Here is a 21,863-nt window from a genome sequence, read left to right on the forward strand (position 1 = left end):
TGGGGCGGCCCGGCGGCGAAAAAAAGCCGGCCCCAATGGAGCCGGCGTGAGGGCGGTTGCCCGAGCAAGGCGAACCGCGGAAGCACGGGAAAAACCGGATCAGCTGGCGTACTGGACGGGAATCTGCTGGATACCGGCCAGCAACCATCCGCCCTGCGTCGGTTTGAAGAGGTTCCACACTTCTTCGAAGCGGAAGGCTTCGGCGCCGGGTTCTTCGCGCAGCATGCCGGAGAAGCGCACGCTGGCAAGATGGCCATCCGATACGGCTTCGATGCCCAGCAGCTCGGCGTTGAGCAGCACCACTTCGGTCTGGTTGGCGGCGCCCTGGCGCTCCAGCAGCTGCGGCTTGAGTTCGACGATCAGGTCGTCGGTCAGGTACTCGCGCAGGCGGTCGGTATCGCCGCTGTCCCATACGCCCTGGATGCGGACGAACTGTTCCTTGGCCTGCTTCAGGAAACCCTGCGTGTCGAAATCGCCCGGAACGAACCAGTTGCCATCCGCGTCGGCGCGCGGCACGGCGGCGGGTGCCGCGGCGACGGCCTGGGCAGCGGGCGTACCGGCGGCGCCAACCGCGCCGGCGGCACCGGCGGCCGGCAAGGCCTGGCGCCAGGCTGGCGCCTGCGTGGCCGCGGTATCACCCTGGCGCGACATGCCGCCGTAGGCGCCCTGCATGGCCGGCCGCGGGCCGGCGCCGCGCAGGCGGCGGATGATGAACAGCACGGCGAAGGCCACCAGGCCGATCAGCAACAGGCTGGAGAGCATTTCGGCGAACGCGCCCGACAGGCCCATGTGCGACAGGAGCGCCGCCAGGCCCAGGCCGGCGGCGATGCCGGCGATCGGGCCGAGCCAGCGCGAGGCGCCGCTGCGGCTGGCCGCGCCGGCGGCGGCACCCGCCGTGGCCGCGCCCGCTGCCGGTGCCGCGGCGGACGACGCCGAATTGGCGCCGGAGGCAGGCGGCGTGGTCGCCTGGCGCTGCATGGTCACGTTGGGAGACTGGCGGCCGACGCTGGCGCCGCCGCCCGCGCGGCGGGCTTCGGCGTCGAAGGAAGCGGCAATCATGGCCGTACCGGTCACGGCGATAAGCGCCGCGGCCAGGAATCGGCGGTAAGAACAGCCTGACATGGTGTGCTCCTGTAGTGTTTATGGCGGTTTCTGCATCGCCCCGCCCACCGCGTGGCCCGCGCTGAAGCGGGGGCCGACAAGACCGGAGGACCATCCACCAACTGCCAGCGAACCGCCCGTGCATCACCGGCGAATTCCCTGGAAAGCCTGGGGATGGGGCTTTCTTACAGAAACCTGAACAACTACAGGATATCCGACTTTTGCCTGAGTAACAAGCGAGCGGCGGCGGGGCCGGTCAGGCCAGGCGCACGCCCTCGTGCAACGCGACGACGCCGGCGCTCAGGTTGAAATACTGCACGCGCTCCAGGCCGGCGGTGCGCAGCATGCCCGCCAGCGTTTCCTGGTCCGGATGCATGCGTATGGATTCGGCCAGGTAGCGGTAGCTGGCTTCGTCCTTGGCGACCTTGCGGCCTAGCCACGGCAGCACATTGAACGAATACCAGTCATAGACCGGCGCCAGCGGCTTGGCCACCCGCGAGAACTCCAGCACCAGCAGCTTGCCGCCGGGCTTGAGCACGCGCGCCATTTCAGCCAGGGCGCGGTCCTTGTGCGTCATATTTCGCAGGCCGAAGGCGACGCTGACCCGATCGAAATACGCCGAGGGAAACGGCAGGCGCTCGGCGTCGCAGACCGCCAGGGGCAGAAGCAGGCCGTCATCCGCGAGGCGGTCGCGGCCGACCCGCAGCATGGAGTCGTTGATATCGGTCAGCCACACCTGGCCTTCCGGGCCGGCGCGGCGGGCAAAGGCCCGCGCCAGATCGCCCGTGCCGCCGGCGATGTCCAGCACCTTCATGCCCGGGCGCACGGCCGCGCGACCGATGGTGAAGGCCTTCCACACGCGGTGGAGCCCCGCCGACATCAGGTCGTTCATGACGTCGTAGCGCGACGCCACGGAATGGAAGACTTCGGCGACCTTGCCCGCTTTTTCCGTTTCCTGGACTGTCTTGAAACCGAAATGGGTGGTGCCCTGCGACGAGGCGGACCCCGAGGTGGCCTCGCCCGGCGCGGAATGGGGGTTTTGCATAGTGGATTCCCGAAACAACCAGTTATGGTAGCCGATTGGGGATCGCCGGTCGGGGCTGGCGCAATCGGCGGATGCGGCCGGCGCCGGCAAGCCGGCGGTGCCGACGGAAGGCAGGAGTCACATACCTGAAATATTACGGCCATACTATCGCAACGTTCGCCGCCCTCCGGTCACCCCGGCCCGCCACGCTACGTCGCAATCACCATGTCCAGCACCATACTTGTTGTCGAAGACGAACCCGCCATCCAGGAACTGATCGCCGTCAATCTGTCGTTCGCTGGCCACAAAGTGCTGCGGGCCTTCGACGCCGACCAGGCGCAGACGCTGATACGCGCGGAATTGCCCGACCTGATCCTGCTGGACTGGATGCTGCCCGGGACCTCCGGCCTGTCGCTGGCGCGCAAGCTGCGCGCGGAGGAGCGCACCCGCACGGTGCCCGTCATCATGCTGACGGCCAAGGGTTCGGAGCAGGACAAGGTGGACGGCCTGGAAGCGGGTGCGGACGACTACATCACCAAGCCCTTTTCGCCGAAAGAGCTGATGGCGCGCATCAAGGCCGTGCTGCGGCGGCGCGCGCCGCAGCTGACGGACGACGTCATCGACGTGGCGGGCCTGAAGCTGGACCCCGTCACGCATCGCCTGAACGGCGCCGGCCATCCCCTGCAGATCGGCCCGACCGAGTTCCGCCTGCTGCATTTCTTCATGACGCATCCCGAGCGCGTATTTTCCCGGTCGCAGCTGCTGGACCAGGTGTGGGGCGACCACGTCTTCGTGGAAGAGCGCACCGTCGACGTCCATATCCGTCGCCTGCGCAAGGCGCTGGAGCCCACCGGCCACGACATGCATGTGGAAACCGTGCGCGGCAGCGGCTACCGCTTTACAGCGCAGCTGCCGGCCGGTAAAACCACCGCACAATGATTTTGTTGCGCACGATATTGGTGATCGCCGCCTGGGCGATCCTGGCGGTACTGGCCCAATGGCTGTTGGGCAATCCCTTGGGCTGGGCGTTGATGTGCGCCGGGCTGGCGGTCACGCTGCTGGCCCGCAGCGCGCGCCTGCAGCGCGTATCGCTGTGGGCGCGCAACCCCGAATCGGCGCCGCCCGCCGCCGTCGGCCCCTGGGACGACATCCTGGCCCCCCTGTACCGCTACCTGCGCGGCCAGGCGCGCCAGTTGATGGAAAGCCGTGACGCCATGCAGGGCATGCTCGCGGCGGCCCAGGCGCTGCCCGATGGCGCCGTCACGCTGAACCAGGACCTGCAGATCGACTGGTGCAACCGCGTGGCGCGCCAGCACCTGGGCCTGCGGCTGCCGGCCGATCGCGGCAGCAACCTGCTGAATCTGGTGCGCGCGCCCGAGTTCATCGAATACAGCCGCCAGGATGACTGGCCCGAGCCCATCCTGGTACGCATGGCCGTCGGCAGCCAGGAACGCCTGCTGATGATGCAGCTGACCGCCTACGCGCGCGACCAGCGCCTGCTGATCACCCGCGACGTCACGCAGATCGAAAAGCTGGAGACCACGCGGCGCGACTTCGTCGCCAACGTATCGCACGAACTGCGCACGCCGCTGACGGTACTGGCGGGGTTCCTGGAAACCATGCGCGAGATGCCGGACGAGGCCCTGAGCCGCGACCAGCGCGAGCAATACCTGACGATGATGCACGAGCAGGCGCAGCGCATGCAGGCCATCGTCGCAGACCTGCTCACGCTGTCGACGCTGGAATCCTCGCCCAACGCCGAACCGCACCGCGTGCGCATGGCGACACTGCTGCAGACGGCACGCCAGCAGACCGAGGCGCTGTCGGCGGGACGCCATGCGCTGACCTGGCAGCTGGACGAAGGCGTGGATCTGCTGGGCGCCGAAAGCGAGCTGTCTTCGGCCATCTCCAATCTGCTGACCAACGCGGTGCGGTATACGCCGGAGGCCGGCACGATCACCGTGCGCTGGGAACGCCTGCCGGAAGGCGGCGCGCGCTACAGCGTGCAGGACACCGGCATCGGCATCGCCGCGCGCCACATTCCACGGCTGACCGAGCGGTTCTACCGCGTGGATCGCGGCCGTTCGCGCGCGGTGGGGGGCACCGGCCTGGGCCTGGCGATCACCAAGCACATCGCCATGCGCCACGATGCCGAACTGAGCATCGCCAGCGAAGTCGGCAAGGGCAGCACGTTTTCGCTGATCTTCCCTGCGGACCGGGTGGTCGACAGCGACGGCTGAGCGCCAAAGCCCGATTCGCGGATTCGCCGATTCGCCCTCATGCGGGTGGGGTTTACCCGCAGGCCGGCGCCGCACCCTGGCATGATGGTTGCGAGATTTCCACCCTAGCCCACGGGATCGCACGGCCGTCCGGCCGCGCAGGCCTGGACCGGGCACATCGAGCCACTCAAGCAGGGAGCTTGCAGCATGACGCGTATCGTCCTGTTCGAAAATATCCATCCCAGCGGCGTCGCGGTTTTCCGCGATGCGGGCTACACCGATATACAGACGTACGCGTCGTCCCTGCCGCCGGCCGAACTGCGGGCCGCGCTGGAAGGCGCCGAAGTGGTGGGCATTCGCTCCCGCACGCATCTGGAAGCCGGCCTTTTCGAGCAGCTGCGCGACCTGCGGGTGGTAGGCTGCTTCTGCATCGGCACCAACCAGGTGGACACGGAAAGCGCCATGAACCACGGCATACCCGTGTTCAACGCGCCGTTTTCCAATACGCGTTCGGTGGCCGAACTGGTGCTGGCCGAAGCGATCATGCTGCTGCGCCGGATCCCTGAAAAGAACGCCCGCGTGCACCAGGGCCATTGGGACAAGACGGCATCCGGCGCCTTCGAGGCGCGCGGCAAGACGCTGGGCGTGATCGGCTACGGCAACATCGGCTCGCAGGTGGGCACGCTGGCCGAAAGCGTCGGCATGCGCGTCGTCTATTACGACGTGGAAGCCAAGCTGCCGCTGGGCAATGCGCACGCGGTCACCACGCTGGGCGAATTGCTCGCGCAGAGCGACGTGGTCACGCTGCATGTCCCGGGCGGCCGCAGTACGGAGAACATCATGAATGCCGAGACGCTGTCGCAGATGAAGCGCGGCGCGATCCTGATCAACGCGTCGCGCGGGACGGTGGTGGACATCGACGCGCTACATGGCGCGCTGGCCTCGCAACACCTGGCCGGCGCCGCGCTGGACGTATTCCCGGTGGAGCCCAAGAGCGTGGACGAGCCGCTGGCCAATCCGCTGATCGGCCTGCCCAACGTGATCCTGACCCCGCACATCGCCGGCAGCACGCAGGAATCCCAGGAAAACATCGGCCGCGAAGTGGCGGAAAAACTGGTGCGCTACCTGCAGGCCGGCACGACGAAGTGGGCAGTGAATTTCCCGGAACTGCCCTTCACCGAACGGACCGGCAGCGCGCGCATCCTGCACATCCATCGCAACGTGCCCGGCGCGCTCGGCACGCTGGACAACCTGCTGGCGCAGCATGGGCTGAACATCGTCAGCCAGAACCTGCAGACCCGCGGCGATATCGGCTATGTGGTGACGGACGTGGACGGCGTCGTCAGCGACGACATCATGCAAACCCTGTGCGGCCATCCGGTGACGATACGCTGCCAGCGCATCTAGCCGGGCAAGGCTGCCTTCAGGCAGGCCACCATGCGGGCGGCGACGCCGTTCGCATCGGCGGAACGGCGGATGACGATACCGATCTCCCGGTCGAAGCCCGCCGCGCCAAGGTCCAGCAGCCGCAAGCCGCTGGCGTCCAGCTGGCGCGTGCGCGGCATCACGGCCACGCCCAGGCCGGCGCGGACCAGGTTCGCGATAGCGTCGATCTCGTCCAGCTCCACGGCTTCATGCACCGTCAGGCGATGGCGCCGCAGAAAGGCATCGACCAGCCGGCCGCCGAAGGACGTCCGGTCATAGCGGATGAAAGGATGCCCGGCCAGGGCCTCGCGCCATGAGACGGCCGGCAGCGAGTCCGGCACCGCCAGCACCATGGGTTCGCTCATCAGGGGGTGCCACGCCAGCTCGTGCGGCAGGTTGAAGGGCGGGCGGATCAACACCGCCAGGTCGACTTCCGCGGCATCCACCTGTCCCAGCAGGGACAGCGACACCCCGGGCACGATGCGCACGCTGACGTCGGGGAAGTCGGCGCGGAACAGCTCCAGTGCACGCACCAGCAGGTCCTGCTGTACCGAGGCGATGGCCGCCACCCGCAGGGACCCTGTGACGTGGCCGCCGCCCGCCTGCGCCACCATGCGATTCACCAGGCCCAGTATTTCCTCCGCCTGGGCCAGCATTTCGCGCCCGGCATCGTTCAGCTGGGCCGACCGCGCGGTGCGGTCGAACAGCGACACGCCCAGGAATTCCTCGAGCCGGCGGATCTGCGCGCTGACAGCCGACTGTGTCAGGCCCAGCTTGCGCCCCGCGCCGGTGAAGGTGCCGTCGCGAGCCACGGTAACGAAGGTCTGGAATTCAGTAAGCATGATCAATCAGCAGGGCGCGCCCGCCGGCATTTATAAAATTGATGCTAAGTCCCAAAAAATATCGTTTTTCAATCAAAAAAACAATTCATACACTAGCGTTTTCGTTTTTCGATTCCTGGAGTGATCCGTATGAGTGCCCAAGCCGCCATGCCCCCTTTCCATCTGGCTTTCCCAGTTCGGGACATCGCCGAAGCGCGCCGCTTCTATGGCGAGCTGCTGGGCTGTCCGGAAGGGCGCAGCGCGCCGGAATGGGTGGACTTCAACTTCTACGGCCACCAGATCGTCGCCCACCTGGCGCCGGACGAGTGCGGCCACAAGCAGACCAGCCCTGTGGATGACCACGACGTGCCGGTGCGCCACTTCGGCGCCGTGCTGTCCATGGAGCAATGGCAAGCCATGGCGGACAAGCTGACCGCGGCCGGAACCAAGTTCGTGATCGAGCCCTATATCCGTTTCAAGGGCGAAGTCGGCGAACAGGCCACCATGTTCTTCATGGACCCGTCGGGCAATGCGCTGGAGTTCAAGGCCTTCAAGAACATGGATTCCCTGTTCGCCAAGTAAGGCGCGTCGGCACGTGGACGCAGCGACCGATCGCCCGGCGCCCTGGCGCATCCATGCGCAGGGCGATCGCTGCCTGTTGATCGTCCTGGGCGACGCCATCGAGGCGTCGACAGGACGCCGCTGCCTGGCCGTGGCGCGGCTGCTGCGCGATGCCACCTTGCCAGGCGTCACCGACGTCGTACCGTCCTTCGCGGCCGTGGCGGTGCACTATGCGCCGCCCGGCCCCACCTTCAGCTCGCTGGCCGCGTCGATCGAGCAATTGCTCTCGCACGGCATTCCGGAAGACGACAGCGCCGCACGCGACGTCGATATCCCCGTCTGCTACGGCGGCGAACATGGCCCCGACCTGCAGGATGTCGCGCGCGCCGCCGGGATGACGCCGGAAAAGGTCGTCGCCCTGCATACGCGCCCGGGCAGCATGGTGTTCATGCTGGGCTTCGCGCCCGGCCATCCGTACATCGGCGTTCACGACGCCCGGCTCGACCTGCCCCGCCGCGCATCGCCGCGCACCGCCGTGCCGCAAGGATCGGTGGCCATCGCGAACCGGCAGACCGTCATCTACCCCAGCCGGCTGCCCGGCGGCTGGAACGTCATCGGCGCCACCCCCTTGAAGCTGTTCGATCCGGCGCGCGAGCCCGCGTCGCTGTTGCAACCGGGCGATCGCGTCCGTTTCGTGCCCATCGACGCCGCCACTTTCGCGCGCATGCAGGCGGAGCAACCATGACCCCGCCGCGACGGGAGCGCAGGCCGTGACCGTGTCCGTACTGAAACCGGGCCTGCTGTCCTCTTTCCAGGACCTGGGGCGCCTAGGCTACCAGCATCAAGGGATCCCGGCGGCGGGCGCCATGGACCCGCGCGCCCATCGGCTGGCCAGCCTGCTGGCCGGCAACGACCCGGCGCGCACGGCCTCTCTGGAAATCACCTTGCGCGGGCCGACGCTGCGCTTCGACCGCGCCGCCTGCTTCGCGCTGGGCGGCGCGTCGCTGGGTGCGGCGTTGAACGGCAAGCCCCTGCCGACGAACCGGCCCCTGCTCGCCCGCGCCGGCGATATCCTGGCCTTCGAAACCAGGGTCGATACAAGCGCCGGCGACGCGCTGCCGGCGGGCGCCTCGCCGGGCCTGCGCGCTTACCTGGCAGTCCATGGCGGCTTCGACCTGCCGCGCGTCATGGGCAGCGAAAGCACCTATCTGCGCAGCGGTTTCGGCGGCTATCAGGGCCGCGCGCTGGCCAAGGGCGATACGGTCGCGCTGCGCGCATGCCTGGAGACCGAGCGCCTGGACGAGCTGGAAGACGCGCTGTGGGACACCCGCGTGTACCTGCCGTCGACGCTGGCCGCGCAATCCCGCGGCAGCGTGCGGGCGATGCCGGGACGGCAATGGGCGGACTTCACCGCCGCCGCGCGCGATGCCTTCGCCGGCGATGCCTTCCTGGTGACGCCGCAATCCGAGCGCATGGGATACCGGCTCAGCGGCCCTGCCCTGGCCATGGCGGCGCCGCGCCAGATGCTGTCGGAAGCCACCTGTTTCGGCACCGTGCAGGTGCCCGCCGACGGCGCGCCCATCGTACTGATGGCGGACCGCCAGACCACCGGCGGCTACCCGAAGATCGCCCAGGTCGCCAGCATCGATCTCCCGCTCTTGGCACAGACGGCCCCGGGTAGCACCATACGGTTTGCAATGATCACCCTGGAGGACGCGCAGCGGCTGGACGGCGAGCGGGAAACCGCCTTCGATCGCCTGGCCATGGCGCTGGCGCCTCTGCGCGCGCTGTACGCGCGCCACACAGCCGAATTGAACTGACGGAGCATGGCCATGGGTTTATCCATCGATCTGAACTGCGACATGGGCGAGAGCTATGGCGCCTGGAAAATGGGCAATGACGAAGACGTGCTGGAGTACGTGTCGTCGGCCAATATCGCCTGTGGCTTCCACGGTGGCGACCCGGGCACCATGCGACGCACGGTGGCGGCCGCGCTGGCGCGCGGCGTGGCGCTGGGCGCCCACCCCAGCCTGCCCGACCTGGCCGGCTTCGGACGCCGCGTCATGCAGGTCAGCCCGGCCGAGGCCTACGACTTCATGGTCTACCAGATCGGCGCGCTGGCCGGCGTGGCGGCGTCCCAAGGCGCGCGGCTGCACCATGTGAAGGTGCATGGGGCGCTGTACAACATGGCGGCCAAGGATCGCGCGCTGTCCGATGCCCTGTGCCGCGCGATGCGCGACGTCGACGCGAACCTGGTCCTGTATGGCCTGGCCGGCAGCGAACACATCCGCGCGGCCGAAGCGCTGGGCGTGCCGGTGGCGCAGGAGGTCTTCGCCGACCGCTCCTACCAGGACGACGGTTCGCTGACGCCGCGCAGCCATTCCGGAGCCATGATCACCGACGTCGACAAGGCCATCGAGCAAGTACTGCGCATGGTGCAGGAAGGCAAGGTGCGCTCCGTCAGCGGCAAGGACGTGCCGGTACGCGCGGATACGCTGTGCATACACGGCGACCAGCCGAACGCGGTGGTATTCGCCAGCGGCATCCGCCGGGCGCTCGAAACAGCCGGCATCACCGTGAAGACGGTGCCCGCGCCGCGCGCGGCCGCCTAGGCATCGGCCCGGGCCGCCCGCGGCCCAGGGTTCAGGCCGACGCGTCGCCCGTGCCGCGCGCGTCGACTTCCTCCGCATAGGCCCGCAGCACCAGCGGCAATATCCACTCCGCGCATTCGCGCCGTATTTCAGCGGCGCGGGCAAAGTCGCGCTGCGCCAGCGCGTTCACCACGCTGCCGACATAACAGGCGGACGCGCCGACGTCATAGAACCCGCGGCGGAACAGGTTGTAGCGCAGCGGCTCGCAGCGCTCGTTCAAGCGATGCACCGCTTCGCGCAGCGGCTGGTTGCGCAGGGAATCGACGATCGTGAGGAAGGCGCCGCGCACCGTCGACAGGTAACTGAGCACGGCGTTGCCGGGGTCGCAGCCACGCAGTCTTTCGTGGGCGTCGCGCAGGCGCGCCAGCAAGGGCTCCAGATCCTGCTGGTCGGCCAAACCCCTGATCGCGTAGGCCTCCAGTTCGGCCCGCAACAGGTATAGCTGGCGAATTTCTCGTTCGGTGTACAGCACCACCCGGAAGCCGCGCCGCTGCGCGTGGGTGGCAAGACCGCTCAATTCCAGCAGCCGCAGCGCTTCGCGTATGGGACTGCGGCTGGTGCCGAAACGCCGTTCGAGCTCCTGTTCGCGCAGCGGCTGTCCCGGCGCCAGGGTCCCGTCGATGATCATCTGACGGAGCTGCTCGTACAGCATGTACGGGATGGTGACAGGCGCCTTGATTTCCATTCGTTGTTTCCTGAAGGGCGATCATGTTGCACGCTTGTGGCGCATCACACAATGATACAACCGGACAGGAAACGAAACGGCGCTATTGTCATTATTCAAAACATCGCGGCGCATGCCGCGATGTTTTGCGCCGGCGCTATACCAGGACCCGTTCGATGCCGCCCGAGTTGGCCAGCTTGACGTAGTTCTCCATCCAGTCCGCACCAAGGATATGGCGCGCCATCTCGACGACGATGTAGTCCGCTTCCATCGCGGTATCGCCCTTGTACCGCGACAGTCCCTGCAGGCAGGACGGGCACGAGGTCAGCACCTTGACGTCGCCGTCGAAGCCGTCGGCGCGCACCGCCGTACTGCCCTTGCGCAGCTCTTCTTCCTTGCGGAAGCGCACCTGCGTCGAGATGTCCGGCCGCGTGACGGCCAGCGTGCCGGACTCGCCGCAGCAACGCTCGCTCTTGATGGTCGCGTCGCCGACCAGCGACTTGACCGTCTTCATCGGATCCTGCAGCTTCATCGGCGTATGGCAAGGGTCGTGGTACATGTAGCGCACGCCCTGCGCGCCGTCCAGCTTGATGCCCTTTTCCAGCAGGTATTCATGGATGTCCACCAGCCGGCAGCCGGGGAATATCTTGTCGAATTCGTAGCCGGACAATTGGTCGTAGCAGGTACCGCAGCTGACCACGACCGTCTTGATGTCCAGGTAGTTCAGCGTATTGGCGACGCGGTGGAACAGCACCCGGTTGTCCGTGATGATCTGTTCGGCCTTGTCGTTCATGCCGTTGCCGCGCTGGGGATAGCCGCAGCACAGGTAGCCCGGCGGCAGCACCGTCTGCACGCCCGCATGCCACAGCATGGCCTGCGTAGCCAGGCCTACCTGCGAGAACAGGCGTTCGGATCCGCAACCCGGGAAATAGAACACGGCCTCGGTATCGGCCGACGTCGAACGCGGGTCGCGGATGATGGGAACGTAATTGGCGTCCTCGATGTCCAGCAGCTTGCGCGCGGTCTGCTTGGGCAGGCCGCCAGGCATCTTCTTGTTGATGAAATGCACCACCTGCTCGCGCATCGGCGCCTTGCCCACGGTGGCCGGCGGATGCCGCGTCTGCTTGCGGGCCAGGCCCGACAGCAGGTCGTTGGCCGCGCGCTGCACCTTGTATCCGACGCCCACCATGGCCTTGCGCGTGGCATTGATGGTGGCCGGATCCTTGGCGTTCAGGAAGAACATCGCCGCCGCGGTGCCGGGATTGAAGGACTTGCGTCCCATGCGGCGCAGCAGTGCCCGCATATTCATCGACACGTCGCCGAAATCGATGTCGACCGGACAGGGGTTGTAGCACTTGTGGCAGACGGTGCAGTGATCGGCCACGTCCTCGAACTCTTCCCAGTGCTTCAGGCTGACGCCGCGGCGGGTCTGTTCCTCGTACAGGAAGGCTTCGACCAGCAGCGACGTCGCCAGGATCTTGTTGCGAGGCGAATACAGCAGGTTGGCGCGCGGCACGTGGGTGGCGCACACCGGCTTGCATTTGCCGCAGCGCAGGCAGTCCTTGATCGACGACGAGATGGCGCCGATGTCGCTCTGCTGCATGATCAGCGACTCATGGCCCATCAGGTTGAAGCTGGGCGTCCACGCATGCGTGAGGTCGGCGCCCGGCATCAGCTTGCCGGCATTGAAACGGCCATGCGGATCGACGCGGCGCTTGTAGTCCTGGAAGGGTTGCAGCTCTTCCTGCGTCAGGAACTCGTACTTGGTCAGCCCGATGCCGTGCTCGCCGGAAATCACGCCGTCCAGGTCGCGGGCGATCTGCATGATGCGCGCCACGGCTTCATGCGCTTCGCGCAGCATGCCGTAGTCGTCCGAGTTGACCGGGATATTGGTGTGCACGTTGCCGTCGCCGGCGTGCATGTGCAGCGCGACGAACACACGGCTTTTGAGCACGCGCGCGTGGATGGCGCACATCTCGTCCAGCACCTTCTTGCACGCCGAGCCGGAGAAAATGCCCTGCAGCTGCGCCAGGATTTCGGTTTTCCAGGACACCCGCACGGTGCGGTCCTGCACGACGTCGAACACGCGCGCGCCGGGTTGCACGGCGATGCGGTCGGCCAGCGTGGACTGCATATGGCCCATGCCCAGGCCCGGCAGATCCGGCAGCGCCTGCGTCAGGGGCTTGTCCAGTTCGTTCAGCAGGTAATGCCAGCGCGCGCGCGTCACGGCGAGCAGCTCGTGCGCCTGGCGCGTCCGCTCGGCCAGCACTTCGGCCCGGGTGATTTCGGCGTCCTCGGCGTCCTCCGCCTTGCCCAAGGGCAGCGGCTGGTCCAGGAAGGCCTGCAGTTCGTCCAGCAGCCGCAGCTTGTTGCGTGTGGACAGCTCGATGTTGATGCGCTCGATATGGTCGGTGTATTCGCCCATGCGGCCGAGCGGAATCACCACGTCTTCGTTGATCTTGAAGGCGTTGGTATGGCGGGCGATGGCGGCGGTGCGCGAGCGGTCGGCCCAGAACTTCTTGCGGGCCTCGGCGCTGACGGCCACGAAACCTTCGCCATGGCGTGTATTCGCCAGGCGCACGACTTCGCTGGCGGCGGTGGCGACCGCGGCTTCGTCGTCCCCGACGATGTCGCCGATCAGCACCATCTTGGGCAATACGCCACGCTTGCTCTTGGTGGCGTAGCCGACCGCGCGCAGATAACGTTCGTCCAGGTGCTCCAGGCCGGCCAGGATGGCGCCGCGCTGCTTGCCCTCGTTGTCCAGGTAGTGCTTGACCTCGATGATCGACGGGATCGCGTCGCGCGCCTGGCCGAAGAATTCCATGCAAACCGTGCGCGTATGCGCCGGCATGCGGTGCAACACCCAGCGCGCGGAGGTGATCAGGCCATCGCAGCCTTCCTTCTGCACGCCGGGCAGGCCGGCCAGGAATTTGTCGGTGACGTCCTTGCCCAGGCCTTCCTTGCGGAAACGGCGCCCTTCGATTTCGAGGGTCTCGCTGCGCAGCGGCGTTTCGCCGGGCTTGCCCCGGCCGTCGAACCACTTCAGTTCGAAGCGCGCCACGTCGACGTCGTGGATCTTGCCGCGGTTGTGCTCCAGGCGGGTGACTTCCAGCCAGTTGCCTTCGGCATCCACCATGCGCCACCAGGCCAGGTTGTCCAGCGCGGTGCCCCACAGCACGGCTTTCTTGCCGCCGGCGTTCATGGCGATGTTGCCGCCCACACAGGACGCTTCCGCCGACGTCGGGTCGACGGCGAACACGTAGCCGGCCTGCGCGGCGGCATCCGCCACGCGCTTGGTGACGACGCCGGCACCCGTGAACACGGTCGCCACGGGTTCATCGACGCCGGGCAGCTCGGTCAGCTCGACCGTGCCCAGCGTTTCGAATTTTTCCGTGTTGATGACCGCCGACTTCCAGGTCAGCGGTATGGCGCCGCCCGTGTAGCCGGTGCCGCCCCCACGCGGGATGATGGTCAGGCCCAGCTCGAAACAGCCGCGCACCAGGGCGGCGATTTCGTCCTCGCTGTCCGGCGTCAGGACGACGAAGGGATATTCGACACGCCAGTCGGTGGCGTCGGTCACATGGGAGACGCGCGACAGGCCGTCGAATTTGATGTTGTCGCGGCCAGTGATGCGGCCCAGCACCTTCTGCGTCTGGCGGCGCAGCTGGGCGGTCTGGTCGAACTGGGCCTCGAAGCTGGCCACGGCCGCGCGGGCGCGTTCGATCAGCTGCAGCACCTTTTCGTCGCGGTAGAGGTCGTGGCCTTCCTGGAAATCGATGCGGCCGGGCTCGCGGCGCCGGTCGATTTCCCCCAGGCGATGGTGCAGCGCCTCGATCAGCAGGCGGCGGCGCTTGGGGTTGTCCAGCAGGTCGTCCTGCAGATAGGGATTGCGGCGCACGACCCAGATATCGCCCAGCACCTCATACAGCATGCGCGCGGATCGGCCCGTGCGGCGTTCCCCGCGCAGATCGGTCAGCAGTTGCCAGGCGTCCTCGCCCAATAACCGGCCCACGACTTCGCGGTCGGAAAACGATGTGTAGTTGTAGGGGATTTCACGCAGGCGGGTGCCCGGTGCCGGCGGAACCGCCGCGTTCAGTAGCTGGCTGGCGAGGGGGGCGTTCATGGAAGCGAAGGGTTGCCCTTAAAAAAATATTTTACGCCATGGGAGGGAACCGCCTGGAAATAACCCCAGGATTGCGCCGACGCGGCGCATGGCTGACACGGAGCTGAAGCAGGTCCAGGCACACGGCCGGGACGGGGCTGACGTGCCGGCGTCAGACGTGGGGAAACATCCAGATCAGGCTGCCCGTCATGACGAGATAGCGCAGGAATTTACCGATGGCCATATAGATTGCGCAAGGCCAGAAGGACAGGCGCAGCCAGCCCGCCACCGCGCAGAGCGGATCGCCGACCGCGGGCACCCAGGACAGCAGCAGGGCCGGCGGCCCCATGCGATGCAGCCAGTCCTGGGCCTTGCGGTGCCAGCGCCCTTCGCCGGCGTTGGCGCGGGCCTCGTGGGCGCGATGCGGATGCTTTTCCTTCCAGCGCTCGGCGGCCCGCCAGGCGCCCCAGCCCATGGCGTAGCTGATCGCCCCGCCCACGGTGTTGCCGGCGGTGGCCACCAGGACGGCCGGCCAGAACATATCGGGCATCAGCTTGACGTAGCCGAAGACCGCCGGCTCCGAACCCAGCGGCAGCAAGGTCGCGGACACCAGGCTCACGATGAAAATGGCGCTCAGCCCCACATTGGGCAAGGCCAGGGTGGCCAAAAGCCAATTCACGGCGGACGTCAGGGCGGCTTCCATCCCGCGCAGTGTAGCCGGCGGCGGCGTCCGTGGTAATCTGCCCGACGCTTTCCATCCCGTGCCGTGCAGTCCATGTCCACCGACTATCTGAAACGCATCCTGACTTCGAAAGTCTACGACGTCGCCGTCGAGTCTCCGCTGGAACCCGCGACTCTGCTGTCCCAGCGAATTTCGAACACGGTGCTGCTCAAACGCGAGGACACGCAGCCGGTCTTCAGCTTCAAGCTGCGCGGCGCGTACAACAAGATGGCCAACATGGCGCCCGCGGCGCTGGCGCGCGGCGTGATCGCCGCGTCGGCCGGCAACCATGCGCAGGGCGTGGCCCTGTCGGCACGGCGACTGGGCTGCCGCGCTGTCATCGTCATGCCCACCACCACGCCCGACGTCAAGATCGACGCGGTCCGCCGCCTGGGTGGCGAAGTCGTCCTGGCCGGCGAAAGCTTTTCCGACGCCTACGCCCACGCCCAGGAACTGCAACGCAAGCAGAAGCTGACCTTCGTCCACCCCTTCGACGACCCTGACGTCATCGCCGGCCAGGGTACGGTGGGTATGGAGATCCTGCGCCAGCACCCCGGCCAGCTCGACGCGGTGTTCGTCGCCATCGGCGGCGGCGGCCTGATATCCGGCGTCGCCGCCTATATCAAGCAGTTGCGCCCGGACGTGAAGATCATCGGCGTGCAGACCGAGGACTCCGACGCCATGCTGCGCAGCGTGCGCGCCGGCCGCCGCGTGGTGCTGAACGACGTCGGGCTGTTTTCCGACGGCACGGCGGTCAAGCAGGTGGGCGCCGAAACCTTCAAGCTGGTGCGCAAGTACGTCGACGACTTCGTCGTGGTCGATACGGACGCGATCTGCGCCGCCATCAAGGACGTGTTCCAGGACACGCGCAGCGTGCTGGAGCCGGCCGGCGCCATGGCCGTGGCCGGCGCCAAGCAATACCTGGCCCAGCACAAATGGAAGAACAAGACCGTGGCGGCGATCGCCTGCGGCGCCAACATGAACTTCGACCGCCTGCGCTTCGTCGCCGACCGCGCCGAAGTGGGCGAAATGCGCGAAGCGGTATTCGTGGTGTCCATGCCGGAGCAGCGCGGCAGCTTCCGCAAGTTCTGCGAACTGGTGGGCGACCGCAGCGTCACGGAGTTCAATTACCGCATTTCCGACGCCGTGCGCGCCCATGTGTTCGTGGGCGTCCAGGTGGCGTCGCCGTCCGAGCCGGAAAAGCTGGCCAACAATTTCCGCCGCCACGGCTTCGACACGTTGGACCTGACGCACGACGAAATGGCCAAGACCCACCTGCGCCATATGGTGGGTGGCCGCTCGGCGCTGGCGCACGACGAATTGCTGTATCGCTTCGAATTCCCCGAACGCCCTGGCGCGCTGATGCGTTTCCTGAGCACCATGAACCCCAGCTGGAACATCAGCCTGTTCCATTATCGCAACCAGGGCGCCGACTATGGCCGCATCCTGGTCGGCATCCAGGTGCCGCCTTCGGATAAGAAGCAGTTCAAGGACTTCATCGCCGAACTGGCGTATCCGTGCTGGAACGAGACCGAGAATCCGGCATATAAACTGATACTCTGACTGCCGCGGAAGACGCCGGATGGACATCCAGCTCAATGACATCGCCCTGTTCGTCGAAGTGGCCAAGCGCAAGAACTTCAGCCATGCGGCCGAGGCATTAAGCATCCCGTCGGCGACGCTGTCCAAGCGGGTGACCGAGCTGGAGCATCGCATCGGCTTGCAGTTGCTGACGCGTACGACGCGCCGCATCGACCTGACGGAAGCCGGCGCGCTGTACTTCGAACGCTGCCGCCACATCATCGAGGAAGCCCGCGTCGCGCACGAACAGCTGCAGGATATGGCGGCCCTGCCGCGGGGCCGGCTGCGTGTTTCCATGTTTCCCAGCCTGGCCGCGCTGGTCCTGCCCGTGGTCATGCGCGAGTTCAACGATCAATATCCCGACATCGAATGTGAATTCGATGTGACGGAGCGCCAGCTCGACCCGATCAGCAATCCCTTCGACCTGGTGCTGCGCTTGGGTCCGCAGCCGGATTCCAGCCTGATTTCACGCCAGATCATGCTGATGCAACATCAGCTCTACGCGTCTCGGGCCTATCTGGAGCGGCACGGGCAGCCGCTGACACCGGCGGACCTCAGTCACCACGATTGCCTACGCTTCCCCGCCGGCGACGGGAACGCGTCGAACTGGATGCTGCATTCCGGCAACCGGGTCGAACGCGTATCGGTGTTCGGACGGCTGGTCGCCAACAATGCCGGCATGCTGGGCCGGCTGGCCGCGCGCGGCATGGGCATCGTGCCGCTGCCGGTCTTCCATGCCATGGAAAAGGCCATCACCAATATCGGGCTGGTGCGGGTCCTGCCGGACTGGAGCCTGACGCCCCTGCCGCTGTTCGCGCTGCTGCCGTCGCGCACCGTGCCGGCGAAAACGCGCGCCTTCCTGGATTTCATCCAGCCGCGGCTGCAAGACCGCAGCTGATCCGCCTCCGCTACCCAAGGACAGGCCGCTTTCGCGGCCAGGGCGTTTTTTTGCCTTGACTCCGTTTTTCATGGTTGTGAAAATAGATTCACGTACAGAAAAATGGAGACAACGATGGCGTCCACTACCCCTGCCTGGCTGGTCCGCGAGGCCGATGTCCCGGGCTATCACCCGGCCAACCACCTGGGCACCACCAACCGGCGCCTGATCGGCGCGCAGAACGTCGGGGCCCGCCATGTCGAGGTCATCCTGGGCGTGATCGAGAAAGGCAAGGGCGCGCTTCCGCACGCCCACCCCGGGATCGAACAGGTCTGCTACCTCCTGTCCGGCACTGCGCGCGCCGAGGTGGACGGCGTCGCGGCGGAAATGCAGGCGGGCGACTGCTGCTACTTCCCGCCCGATATTCCCCACGTGTTCACCGTCACCAGCGACGAGCCCGCCCGGCTGCTGGTGATCTATACGCCGCCCTATGAAGAGAACCCGGACCGCGTCGTCCGCTGACGGCGTCCGCGGCATCCGGCGAGCACGCCTCGCGCTGGCGATCCGGCAAACAGAACAAAACCAGGAGACAAGCACCATGACACGCCCGACCCTCATACCGGCCCAATTGGCCCACTCGGCCCACCCGGCCCGTATCCCGGCCCCCATGCCTCCCCGCATTGCGCCTACCCTCCCCCACCCGACACCAGCGGCCGCGCCGGCGCGGCCGGTGCGCCGCACCCGAGCCCTCGCCGCCGCAGCCGCCGCCCTATGCCTGGCCGGCGCCAGCCTGCTGGCCCAAGGCCAGGCCGCGGCAGCCTATCCGGACCGGCCCATCACCCTGGTCGTCCCCTTTCCCGCCGGATCCGGCACCGACGCCGTGGGCCGCATCTTCGCCATGGAGCTGGGCCGCATCCTGAACGGCCAGGTCGTGGTGGAAAACAAGCCAGGCGGCAACGCCTCGATCGCGGCGTCCTATGTCGCGCGCGCCAAGCCGGACGGATACACCCTTTTCGTCACCACCAACACGTCCCATTCGGCCGCGCCCTACCTGATGAAGAACGTCCCCTACGACCCGGTGAAGGACTTCACGCCGATCGCACGCGGCGGCAACCTGCCCTTCATCCTGGTCGTGAATCCCAAGCTCCCCGTCAAATCGGTGCGCGAGCTGGTGGCCTATGCCAAGGCCCACCCGGGCAAGCTGACCTATGCCAGCGGCAACAGCACGGGCATCGTGGCGGGCGCCACCCTGGCCCGGCGCGCTGGCATCGACATCGTGCACATCCCCTACAAGGGCACGCCCCAGGCCATCACCGACGTGGTGGGCGGCCAGGTCGACATGATGTTCACCGATGTCGCGTCCGGCCTGCCTTTCGTGCAATCGGGCAAGATGCGCGCCCTGGCCGTGTCCACGGCCGCGCGCAGCAGCGTGGTACCCGACATTCCGTCGATGGAGGATTCCGGCGTTCCGGACTTCGACATCAACTCCTGGAACGGCTATTTCGGCCCGGCCGGCATGCCACCGGACGTGGTGCATACGTTGAACGCGGCCATCAACAAGATCGTCGCCGACCCGCAGGTGCGCAAGCAACTGGCCGGCCTGGGCTTCGACGCCTTCAGCGGCACGCCCGAGGACTTCGCGGCGTTCGTCGCCCAGCAACTGCAACTGTGGGGCAAGCTGATCAAGGACGCGGGGATACAGCAGGAATGACACAGCAAGCAAACGCGCCCACCGCCCCCGCGCCGGCCCAAGGCCCGCTGGCGGGCGTGCGCATCCTGGACCTGACCGCGGTGGTCATGGGCCCCTACGCCACGCAGATCCTGGCCGACCTGGGCGCCGACGTCATCAAGGTGGAATCCCCGGCGGGCGACAACATGCGCGCGGTCGGTCCCATGCGCAACCCGGGCATGGGCCACCTGTACCTGCACCTGAACCGCAACAAGCGATCCGTGGTGCTGGACCTGAAACAGGCGGCGGCGCGCGATGCCTGCCTCGCGCTGGCGGCGGATTGCGACGCCGTGCTGTACAACATACGCCCGCGCGCCATGGCCCGTCTGGGACTGGACTATGCCGCCTTCGCGGCGCGACAGCCGCGCATTGTCTACGCCGGGGCCTACGGCTATGCCGAGTCCGGCCCGTATGCGGGCCGTCCGGCCTACGACGACCTGATCCAGGGCCAGACCGGCATCGCCGACCTGTTCCGCCGCCAGAGCCAGGACGAACCGCGCTATGCGCCGCTGACGCTGGCGGACCGCGCCGTCGGCCTGCATGTGGCCATCGCGCTGCTGGCGGCGGTGGTGCATGCGCGGGCGTCCGGACAAGGACAAAGCGTGGAAATACCGATGTTCGAAGGCATGGCGCACATGGTGCTGGGCGATCACCTGGGCGGCTGGACCTTCGATCCGCCATTGGGCGAAACGGGCTATGCGCGGTTGCTGGCGCCGCACCGCAAACCCTACGCCACACGCGACGGCCATGTCTGCCTGTTGATCTACAACGACAAGCACTGGCGCAATTTCTTCGACGCGATCGGACAGCCCGAGATGGCCGTGGACCCGCGCTTCGCCACCCATACCGCGCGCGCCGCGCATATCGGCGAGGTCTATGCCTACGTCGCCCAGGTCATGCTGACGCGCGACACGGCGGACTGGCTGGCGCTGCTGGCGGCCGCCGACATACCGGCATCGCGCCTGTACGGCATCGAAGACCTGGTCGCCGATCCGCACCTGCGGGCCACGGGTTTCATCCGCACCATCGAACACCCCACCGAAGGCCGGCTGCGCACGCCCGCGCCGCTGGGCCGCTTCGACCGCACGCCGACGGATCTGCGCCGGCCGGCCCCCCGGCTGGGCGAACACAGCATCGAAGTCCTGCGCGAGGCGGGCTTCGCCGAATCGGCCATCCAGGCCTTGCTCGACGCCCAGGCCACCCACGACGGAACACGCTGATGGACTTTAGCTTCACACCCGAACAACTGGCCATCCGCGACGCGGTCGAACAGATCTGCGCGCGCTATCCCGACGACTATTGGCTGGAGCGCGACCGCGAAGGCGGCTTTCCGCACGATTTCCATGCCGACCTGGCACGCGACGGCTGGCTGGGTATCGCCATGCCGCCCGAGCACGGCGGCGCCGGACTGGGCATGACCGAAGCCGCGCTGATGATGCAGACGATCGCCGCGTCGGGCGCGGGCTTCGCCGGCGCGTCGGCCGTCCACATGAACATCTTCGGCCTGAACCCCGTGGTCGTGTTCGGTGATGACGCGCAACGCGCGCGCTGGCTGCCCGACCTGATCGCCGGCCGCAACAAGGCCTGTTTCGCGGTCACGGAACCCGACGCCGGCCTGGACACAACGCGGCTGAAGACGCGCGCCGTGCGCGAAGGCGACCACTACGTGGTGCACGGCCGCAAGATCTGGATTTCCACCGCGCAGGTCGCCCACAAGATGCTGCTGCTGGCGCGCACCACGCCGTTGTCGGACGTGGCGAAACCCACGCAAGGCCTGTCGCTGTTCTACACCGACCTGGATCGCGAGCGCGTGGAAGTACGCGAGATCGACAAGATGGGCCGCAAGGCGGTCGACTCCAACATGCTGTTCATCGACGGGTTGCGCATTCCCGTTGCCGACCGGATCGGCGAGGAAGGCCGCGGCTTCGAATACATCCTGCATGGCTTGAATCCCGAACGCATCCTCATCGCCGCCGAGGCGATAGGCATCGGCCGCGCCGCCTTGTCGCGCGCGGTGCGTTATGCCAACGAACGGACGGTATTCGGTCGCCCCATCGGCCAGAACCAGGGCGTGCAGCATCCGCTGGCCCAGGCCTGGATGCAGCTGGAAGCCGCCGATCTGATGGTGTTCAAGGCGGCGTCGCTGTATGACGCCGGGCAGCCCTGCGCGCCCTACGCCAATTCGGCCAAATACCTGGCGGCGGAAGCGGGCCACAACGCTTGCCAGACGGCGATACTGACGCTCGGCGGCATGGGCTACGCCAAGGAATATCACGTCGAACGCCTGCTGCGCGAAAGCTATATCCCGCGCATCGCGCCGGTCAGTCCGCAGCTGATCCTGTGCTTCATCGCGGAAAAGGTGCTGGGGCTGCCGAAGTCCTACTGAT

Annotated in this window: 19 protein-coding genes; 13 read left to right on the plus strand and 6 right to left on the minus strand. The window is 67.1% G+C overall.

The features are described from left to right. Positions 1-99: 99 nt before the first annotated feature. Complete coding sequence (locus CAL12_RS25590) at positions 100-1,122, minus strand: Tim44 domain-containing protein (RefSeq protein WP_086067175.1); 1,023 nt, start codon at positions 1,120-1,122, stop codon at positions 100-102. A gap of 235 nt (positions 1,123-1,357) precedes the next feature. After that, the gene (gene ubiE, locus CAL12_RS25595) at positions 1,358-2,146 is read right to left on the minus strand and encodes a bifunctional demethylmenaquinone methyltransferase/2-methoxy-6-polyprenyl-1,4-benzoquinol methylase UbiE (protein WP_086067176.1); all 789 of its coding nucleotides are present in this window, start codon (positions 2,144-2,146) and stop codon (positions 1,358-1,360) included. A 204-nt stretch (positions 2,147-2,350) separates the two neighbouring features. On the opposite strand from ubiE, the gene phoB reads away from it, so the two are divergent. The 3 genes from phoB to serA all read left to right on the plus strand — a co-directional run bounded on the left by phoB (position 2,351) and on the right by serA (position 5,751). Continuing rightward, positions 2,351-3,064, plus strand: coding sequence for a phosphate regulon transcriptional regulator PhoB (gene phoB, locus CAL12_RS25600; RefSeq protein WP_086067177.1), 714 nt, complete (start codon positions 2,351-2,353; stop codon positions 3,062-3,064). Beyond that, a complete protein-coding gene (gene phoR, locus CAL12_RS25605) occupies positions 3,061-4,365 on the plus strand; it encodes a phosphate regulon sensor histidine kinase PhoR (protein WP_086067178.1) in 1,305 nt (434 codons plus the stop codon). The genes phoB and phoR overlap by 4 nt, the downstream gene beginning before the upstream one ends. Before the next feature lie 186 nt (positions 4,366-4,551). Next, a complete protein-coding gene (gene serA / locus CAL12_RS25610; RefSeq protein WP_086067179.1) occupies positions 4,552-5,751 on the plus strand; it encodes a phosphoglycerate dehydrogenase in 1,200 nt (399 codons plus the stop codon). Here serA and CAL12_RS25615 read toward each other — a convergent pair. Then, positions 5,748-6,611, minus strand: a complete 864-nt coding sequence (locus tag CAL12_RS25615) for a LysR family transcriptional regulator (RefSeq protein ID WP_086067180.1) — start codon at positions 6,609-6,611, stop codon at positions 5,748-5,750. The two genes, serA and CAL12_RS25615, sit on opposite strands and share 4 nt — an antisense overlap. A gap of 129 nt (positions 6,612-6,740) precedes the next feature. Between CAL12_RS25615 and CAL12_RS25620 the strand changes: the two genes are divergently transcribed. From CAL12_RS25620 to CAL12_RS25635, 4 genes are read left to right on the plus strand one after another with little or no spacing between them, the layout of a single operon-like run. Continuing rightward, on the plus strand, positions 6,741-7,172 hold the full coding sequence (locus CAL12_RS25620) for a VOC family protein (RefSeq protein WP_086067181.1): 432 nt from the start codon (positions 6,741-6,743) through the stop codon (positions 7,170-7,172). 13 nt (positions 7,173-7,185) lie between these two features. Continuing rightward, positions 7,186-7,896, plus strand: a complete 711-nt coding sequence (gene pxpB, locus CAL12_RS25625; RefSeq protein ID WP_232464636.1) for a 5-oxoprolinase subunit PxpB — start codon at positions 7,186-7,188, stop codon at positions 7,894-7,896. A 25-nt stretch (positions 7,897-7,921) separates the two neighbouring features. Continuing rightward, positions 7,922-8,971 carry a biotin-dependent carboxyltransferase family protein gene (locus CAL12_RS25630; protein WP_086067183.1) on the plus strand — a complete coding sequence of 350 codons (1,050 nt, stop codon included), beginning with the start codon at positions 7,922-7,924 and terminating at the stop codon, positions 8,969-8,971. 12 nt (positions 8,972-8,983) lie between these two features. After that, positions 8,984-9,763: a LamB/YcsF family protein gene (locus CAL12_RS25635; RefSeq protein ID WP_086067184.1), complete on the plus strand. Its 780-nt coding sequence runs from the start codon at positions 8,984-8,986 to the stop codon at positions 9,761-9,763. 31 nt (positions 9,764-9,794) lie between these two features. Here CAL12_RS25635 and CAL12_RS25640 read toward each other — a convergent pair whose 3' ends face one another. The 3 genes from CAL12_RS25640 to CAL12_RS25650 all read right to left on the minus strand — a co-directional run bounded on the left by CAL12_RS25640 (position 9,795) and on the right by CAL12_RS25650 (position 15,271). Continuing rightward, positions 9,795-10,487 (minus strand): GntR family transcriptional regulator, encoded by a 693-nt coding sequence (locus CAL12_RS25640; RefSeq protein WP_086067185.1) that lies wholly within the window; start codon positions 10,485-10,487, stop codon positions 9,795-9,797. Positions 10,488-10,623: 136 nt separating this feature from the next. Then, complete coding sequence (locus CAL12_RS25645; protein ID WP_086067186.1) at positions 10,624-14,589, minus strand: DUF3683 domain-containing protein; 3,966 nt, start codon at positions 14,587-14,589, stop codon at positions 10,624-10,626. Between the two features lie 151 nt (positions 14,590-14,740). After that, the gene (locus CAL12_RS25650; protein WP_086067187.1) at positions 14,741-15,271 is read right to left on the minus strand and encodes a YqaA family protein; all 531 of its coding nucleotides are present in this window, start codon (positions 15,269-15,271) and stop codon (positions 14,741-14,743) included. Positions 15,272-15,343: 72 nt separating this feature from the next. Here CAL12_RS25650 and ilvA point away from each other — a divergent pair, with 72 nt between their 5' ends. The 6 genes from ilvA to CAL12_RS25680 all read left to right on the plus strand — a co-directional run bounded on the left by ilvA (position 15,344) and on the right by CAL12_RS25680 (position 21,862). Beyond that, a complete protein-coding gene (gene ilvA / locus CAL12_RS25655; RefSeq protein ID WP_086067188.1) occupies positions 15,344-16,852 on the plus strand; it encodes a threonine ammonia-lyase, biosynthetic in 1,509 nt (502 codons plus the stop codon). Between the two features lie 19 nt (positions 16,853-16,871). Next, entirely contained in the window at positions 16,872-17,768 is an 897-nt protein-coding gene (locus tag CAL12_RS25660) for a LysR family transcriptional regulator (RefSeq protein ID WP_086067189.1), read from the plus strand. Between the two features lie 114 nt (positions 17,769-17,882). Then, on the plus strand, positions 17,883-18,269 hold the full coding sequence (locus CAL12_RS25665; protein ID WP_086067190.1) for a cupin domain-containing protein: 387 nt from the start codon (positions 17,883-17,885) through the stop codon (positions 18,267-18,269). Positions 18,270-18,477: 208 nt separating this feature from the next. Then, positions 18,478-19,458 carry a Bug family tripartite tricarboxylate transporter substrate binding protein gene (locus CAL12_RS25670; protein WP_420042745.1) on the plus strand — a complete coding sequence of 327 codons (981 nt, stop codon included), beginning with the start codon at positions 18,478-18,480 and terminating at the stop codon, positions 19,456-19,458. Continuing rightward, positions 19,455-20,696, plus strand: coding sequence for a CaiB/BaiF CoA transferase family protein (locus tag CAL12_RS25675; RefSeq protein ID WP_086067192.1), 1,242 nt, complete (start codon positions 19,455-19,457; stop codon positions 20,694-20,696). Before CAL12_RS25670 ends, CAL12_RS25675 begins: the two co-directional genes overlap by 4 nt. Further along, positions 20,696-21,862: an acyl-CoA dehydrogenase family protein gene (locus CAL12_RS25680; protein WP_086067193.1), complete on the plus strand. Its 1,167-nt coding sequence runs from the start codon at positions 20,696-20,698 to the stop codon at positions 21,860-21,862. Before CAL12_RS25675 ends, CAL12_RS25680 begins: the two co-directional genes overlap by 1 nt. The last annotated feature ends 1 nt before the right edge of the window (position 21,863 follow it).

The sequence above is a fragment of the Bordetella genomosp. 8 genome (assembly GCF_002119685.1).
GTDB lineage: Bacteria > Pseudomonadota > Gammaproteobacteria > Burkholderiales > Burkholderiaceae_B > Bordetella_C.

Coding starts and splice junctions, on each gene's coding strand:
- CAL12_RS25590 (WP_086067175.1), bottom strand. CDS start 1,122: ATGTCAGGCTGTTCTTACCGCCGATTCCTGGCCGCGGCGCTTATCGCC.
- ubiE (WP_086067176.1), bottom strand. CDS start 2,146: ATGCAAAACCCCCATTCCGCGCCGGGCGAGGCCACCTCGGGGTCCGCC.
- phoB (WP_086067177.1), top strand. CDS start 2,351: ATGTCCAGCACCATACTTGTTGTCGAAGACGAACCCGCCATCCAGGAA.
- phoR (WP_086067178.1), top strand. CDS start 3,061: ATGATTTTGTTGCGCACGATATTGGTGATCGCCGCCTGGGCGATCCTG.
- serA (WP_086067179.1), top strand. CDS start 4,552: ATGACGCGTATCGTCCTGTTCGAAAATATCCATCCCAGCGGCGTCGCG.
- CAL12_RS25615 (WP_086067180.1), bottom strand. CDS start 6,611: ATGCTTACTGAATTCCAGACCTTCGTTACCGTGGCTCGCGACGGCACC.
- CAL12_RS25620 (WP_086067181.1), top strand. CDS start 6,741: ATGAGTGCCCAAGCCGCCATGCCCCCTTTCCATCTGGCTTTCCCAGTT.
- CAL12_RS25635 (WP_086067184.1), top strand. CDS start 8,984: ATGGGTTTATCCATCGATCTGAACTGCGACATGGGCGAGAGCTATGGC.
- CAL12_RS25640 (WP_086067185.1), bottom strand. CDS start 10,487: ATGGAAATCAAGGCGCCTGTCACCATCCCGTACATGCTGTACGAGCAG.
- CAL12_RS25645 (WP_086067186.1), bottom strand. CDS start 14,589: ATGAACGCCCCCCTCGCCAGCCAGCTACTGAACGCGGCGGTTCCGCCG.
- CAL12_RS25650 (WP_086067187.1), bottom strand. CDS start 15,271: ATGGAAGCCGCCCTGACGTCCGCCGTGAATTGGCTTTTGGCCACCCTG.
- ilvA (WP_086067188.1), top strand. CDS start 15,344: ATGTCCACCGACTATCTGAAACGCATCCTGACTTCGAAAGTCTACGAC.
- CAL12_RS25660 (WP_086067189.1), top strand. CDS start 16,872: ATGGACATCCAGCTCAATGACATCGCCCTGTTCGTCGAAGTGGCCAAG.
- CAL12_RS25665 (WP_086067190.1), top strand. CDS start 17,883: ATGGCGTCCACTACCCCTGCCTGGCTGGTCCGCGAGGCCGATGTCCCG.
- CAL12_RS25675 (WP_086067192.1), top strand. CDS start 19,455: ATGACACAGCAAGCAAACGCGCCCACCGCCCCCGCGCCGGCCCAAGGC.
- CAL12_RS25680 (WP_086067193.1), top strand. CDS start 20,696: ATGGACTTTAGCTTCACACCCGAACAACTGGCCATCCGCGACGCGGTC.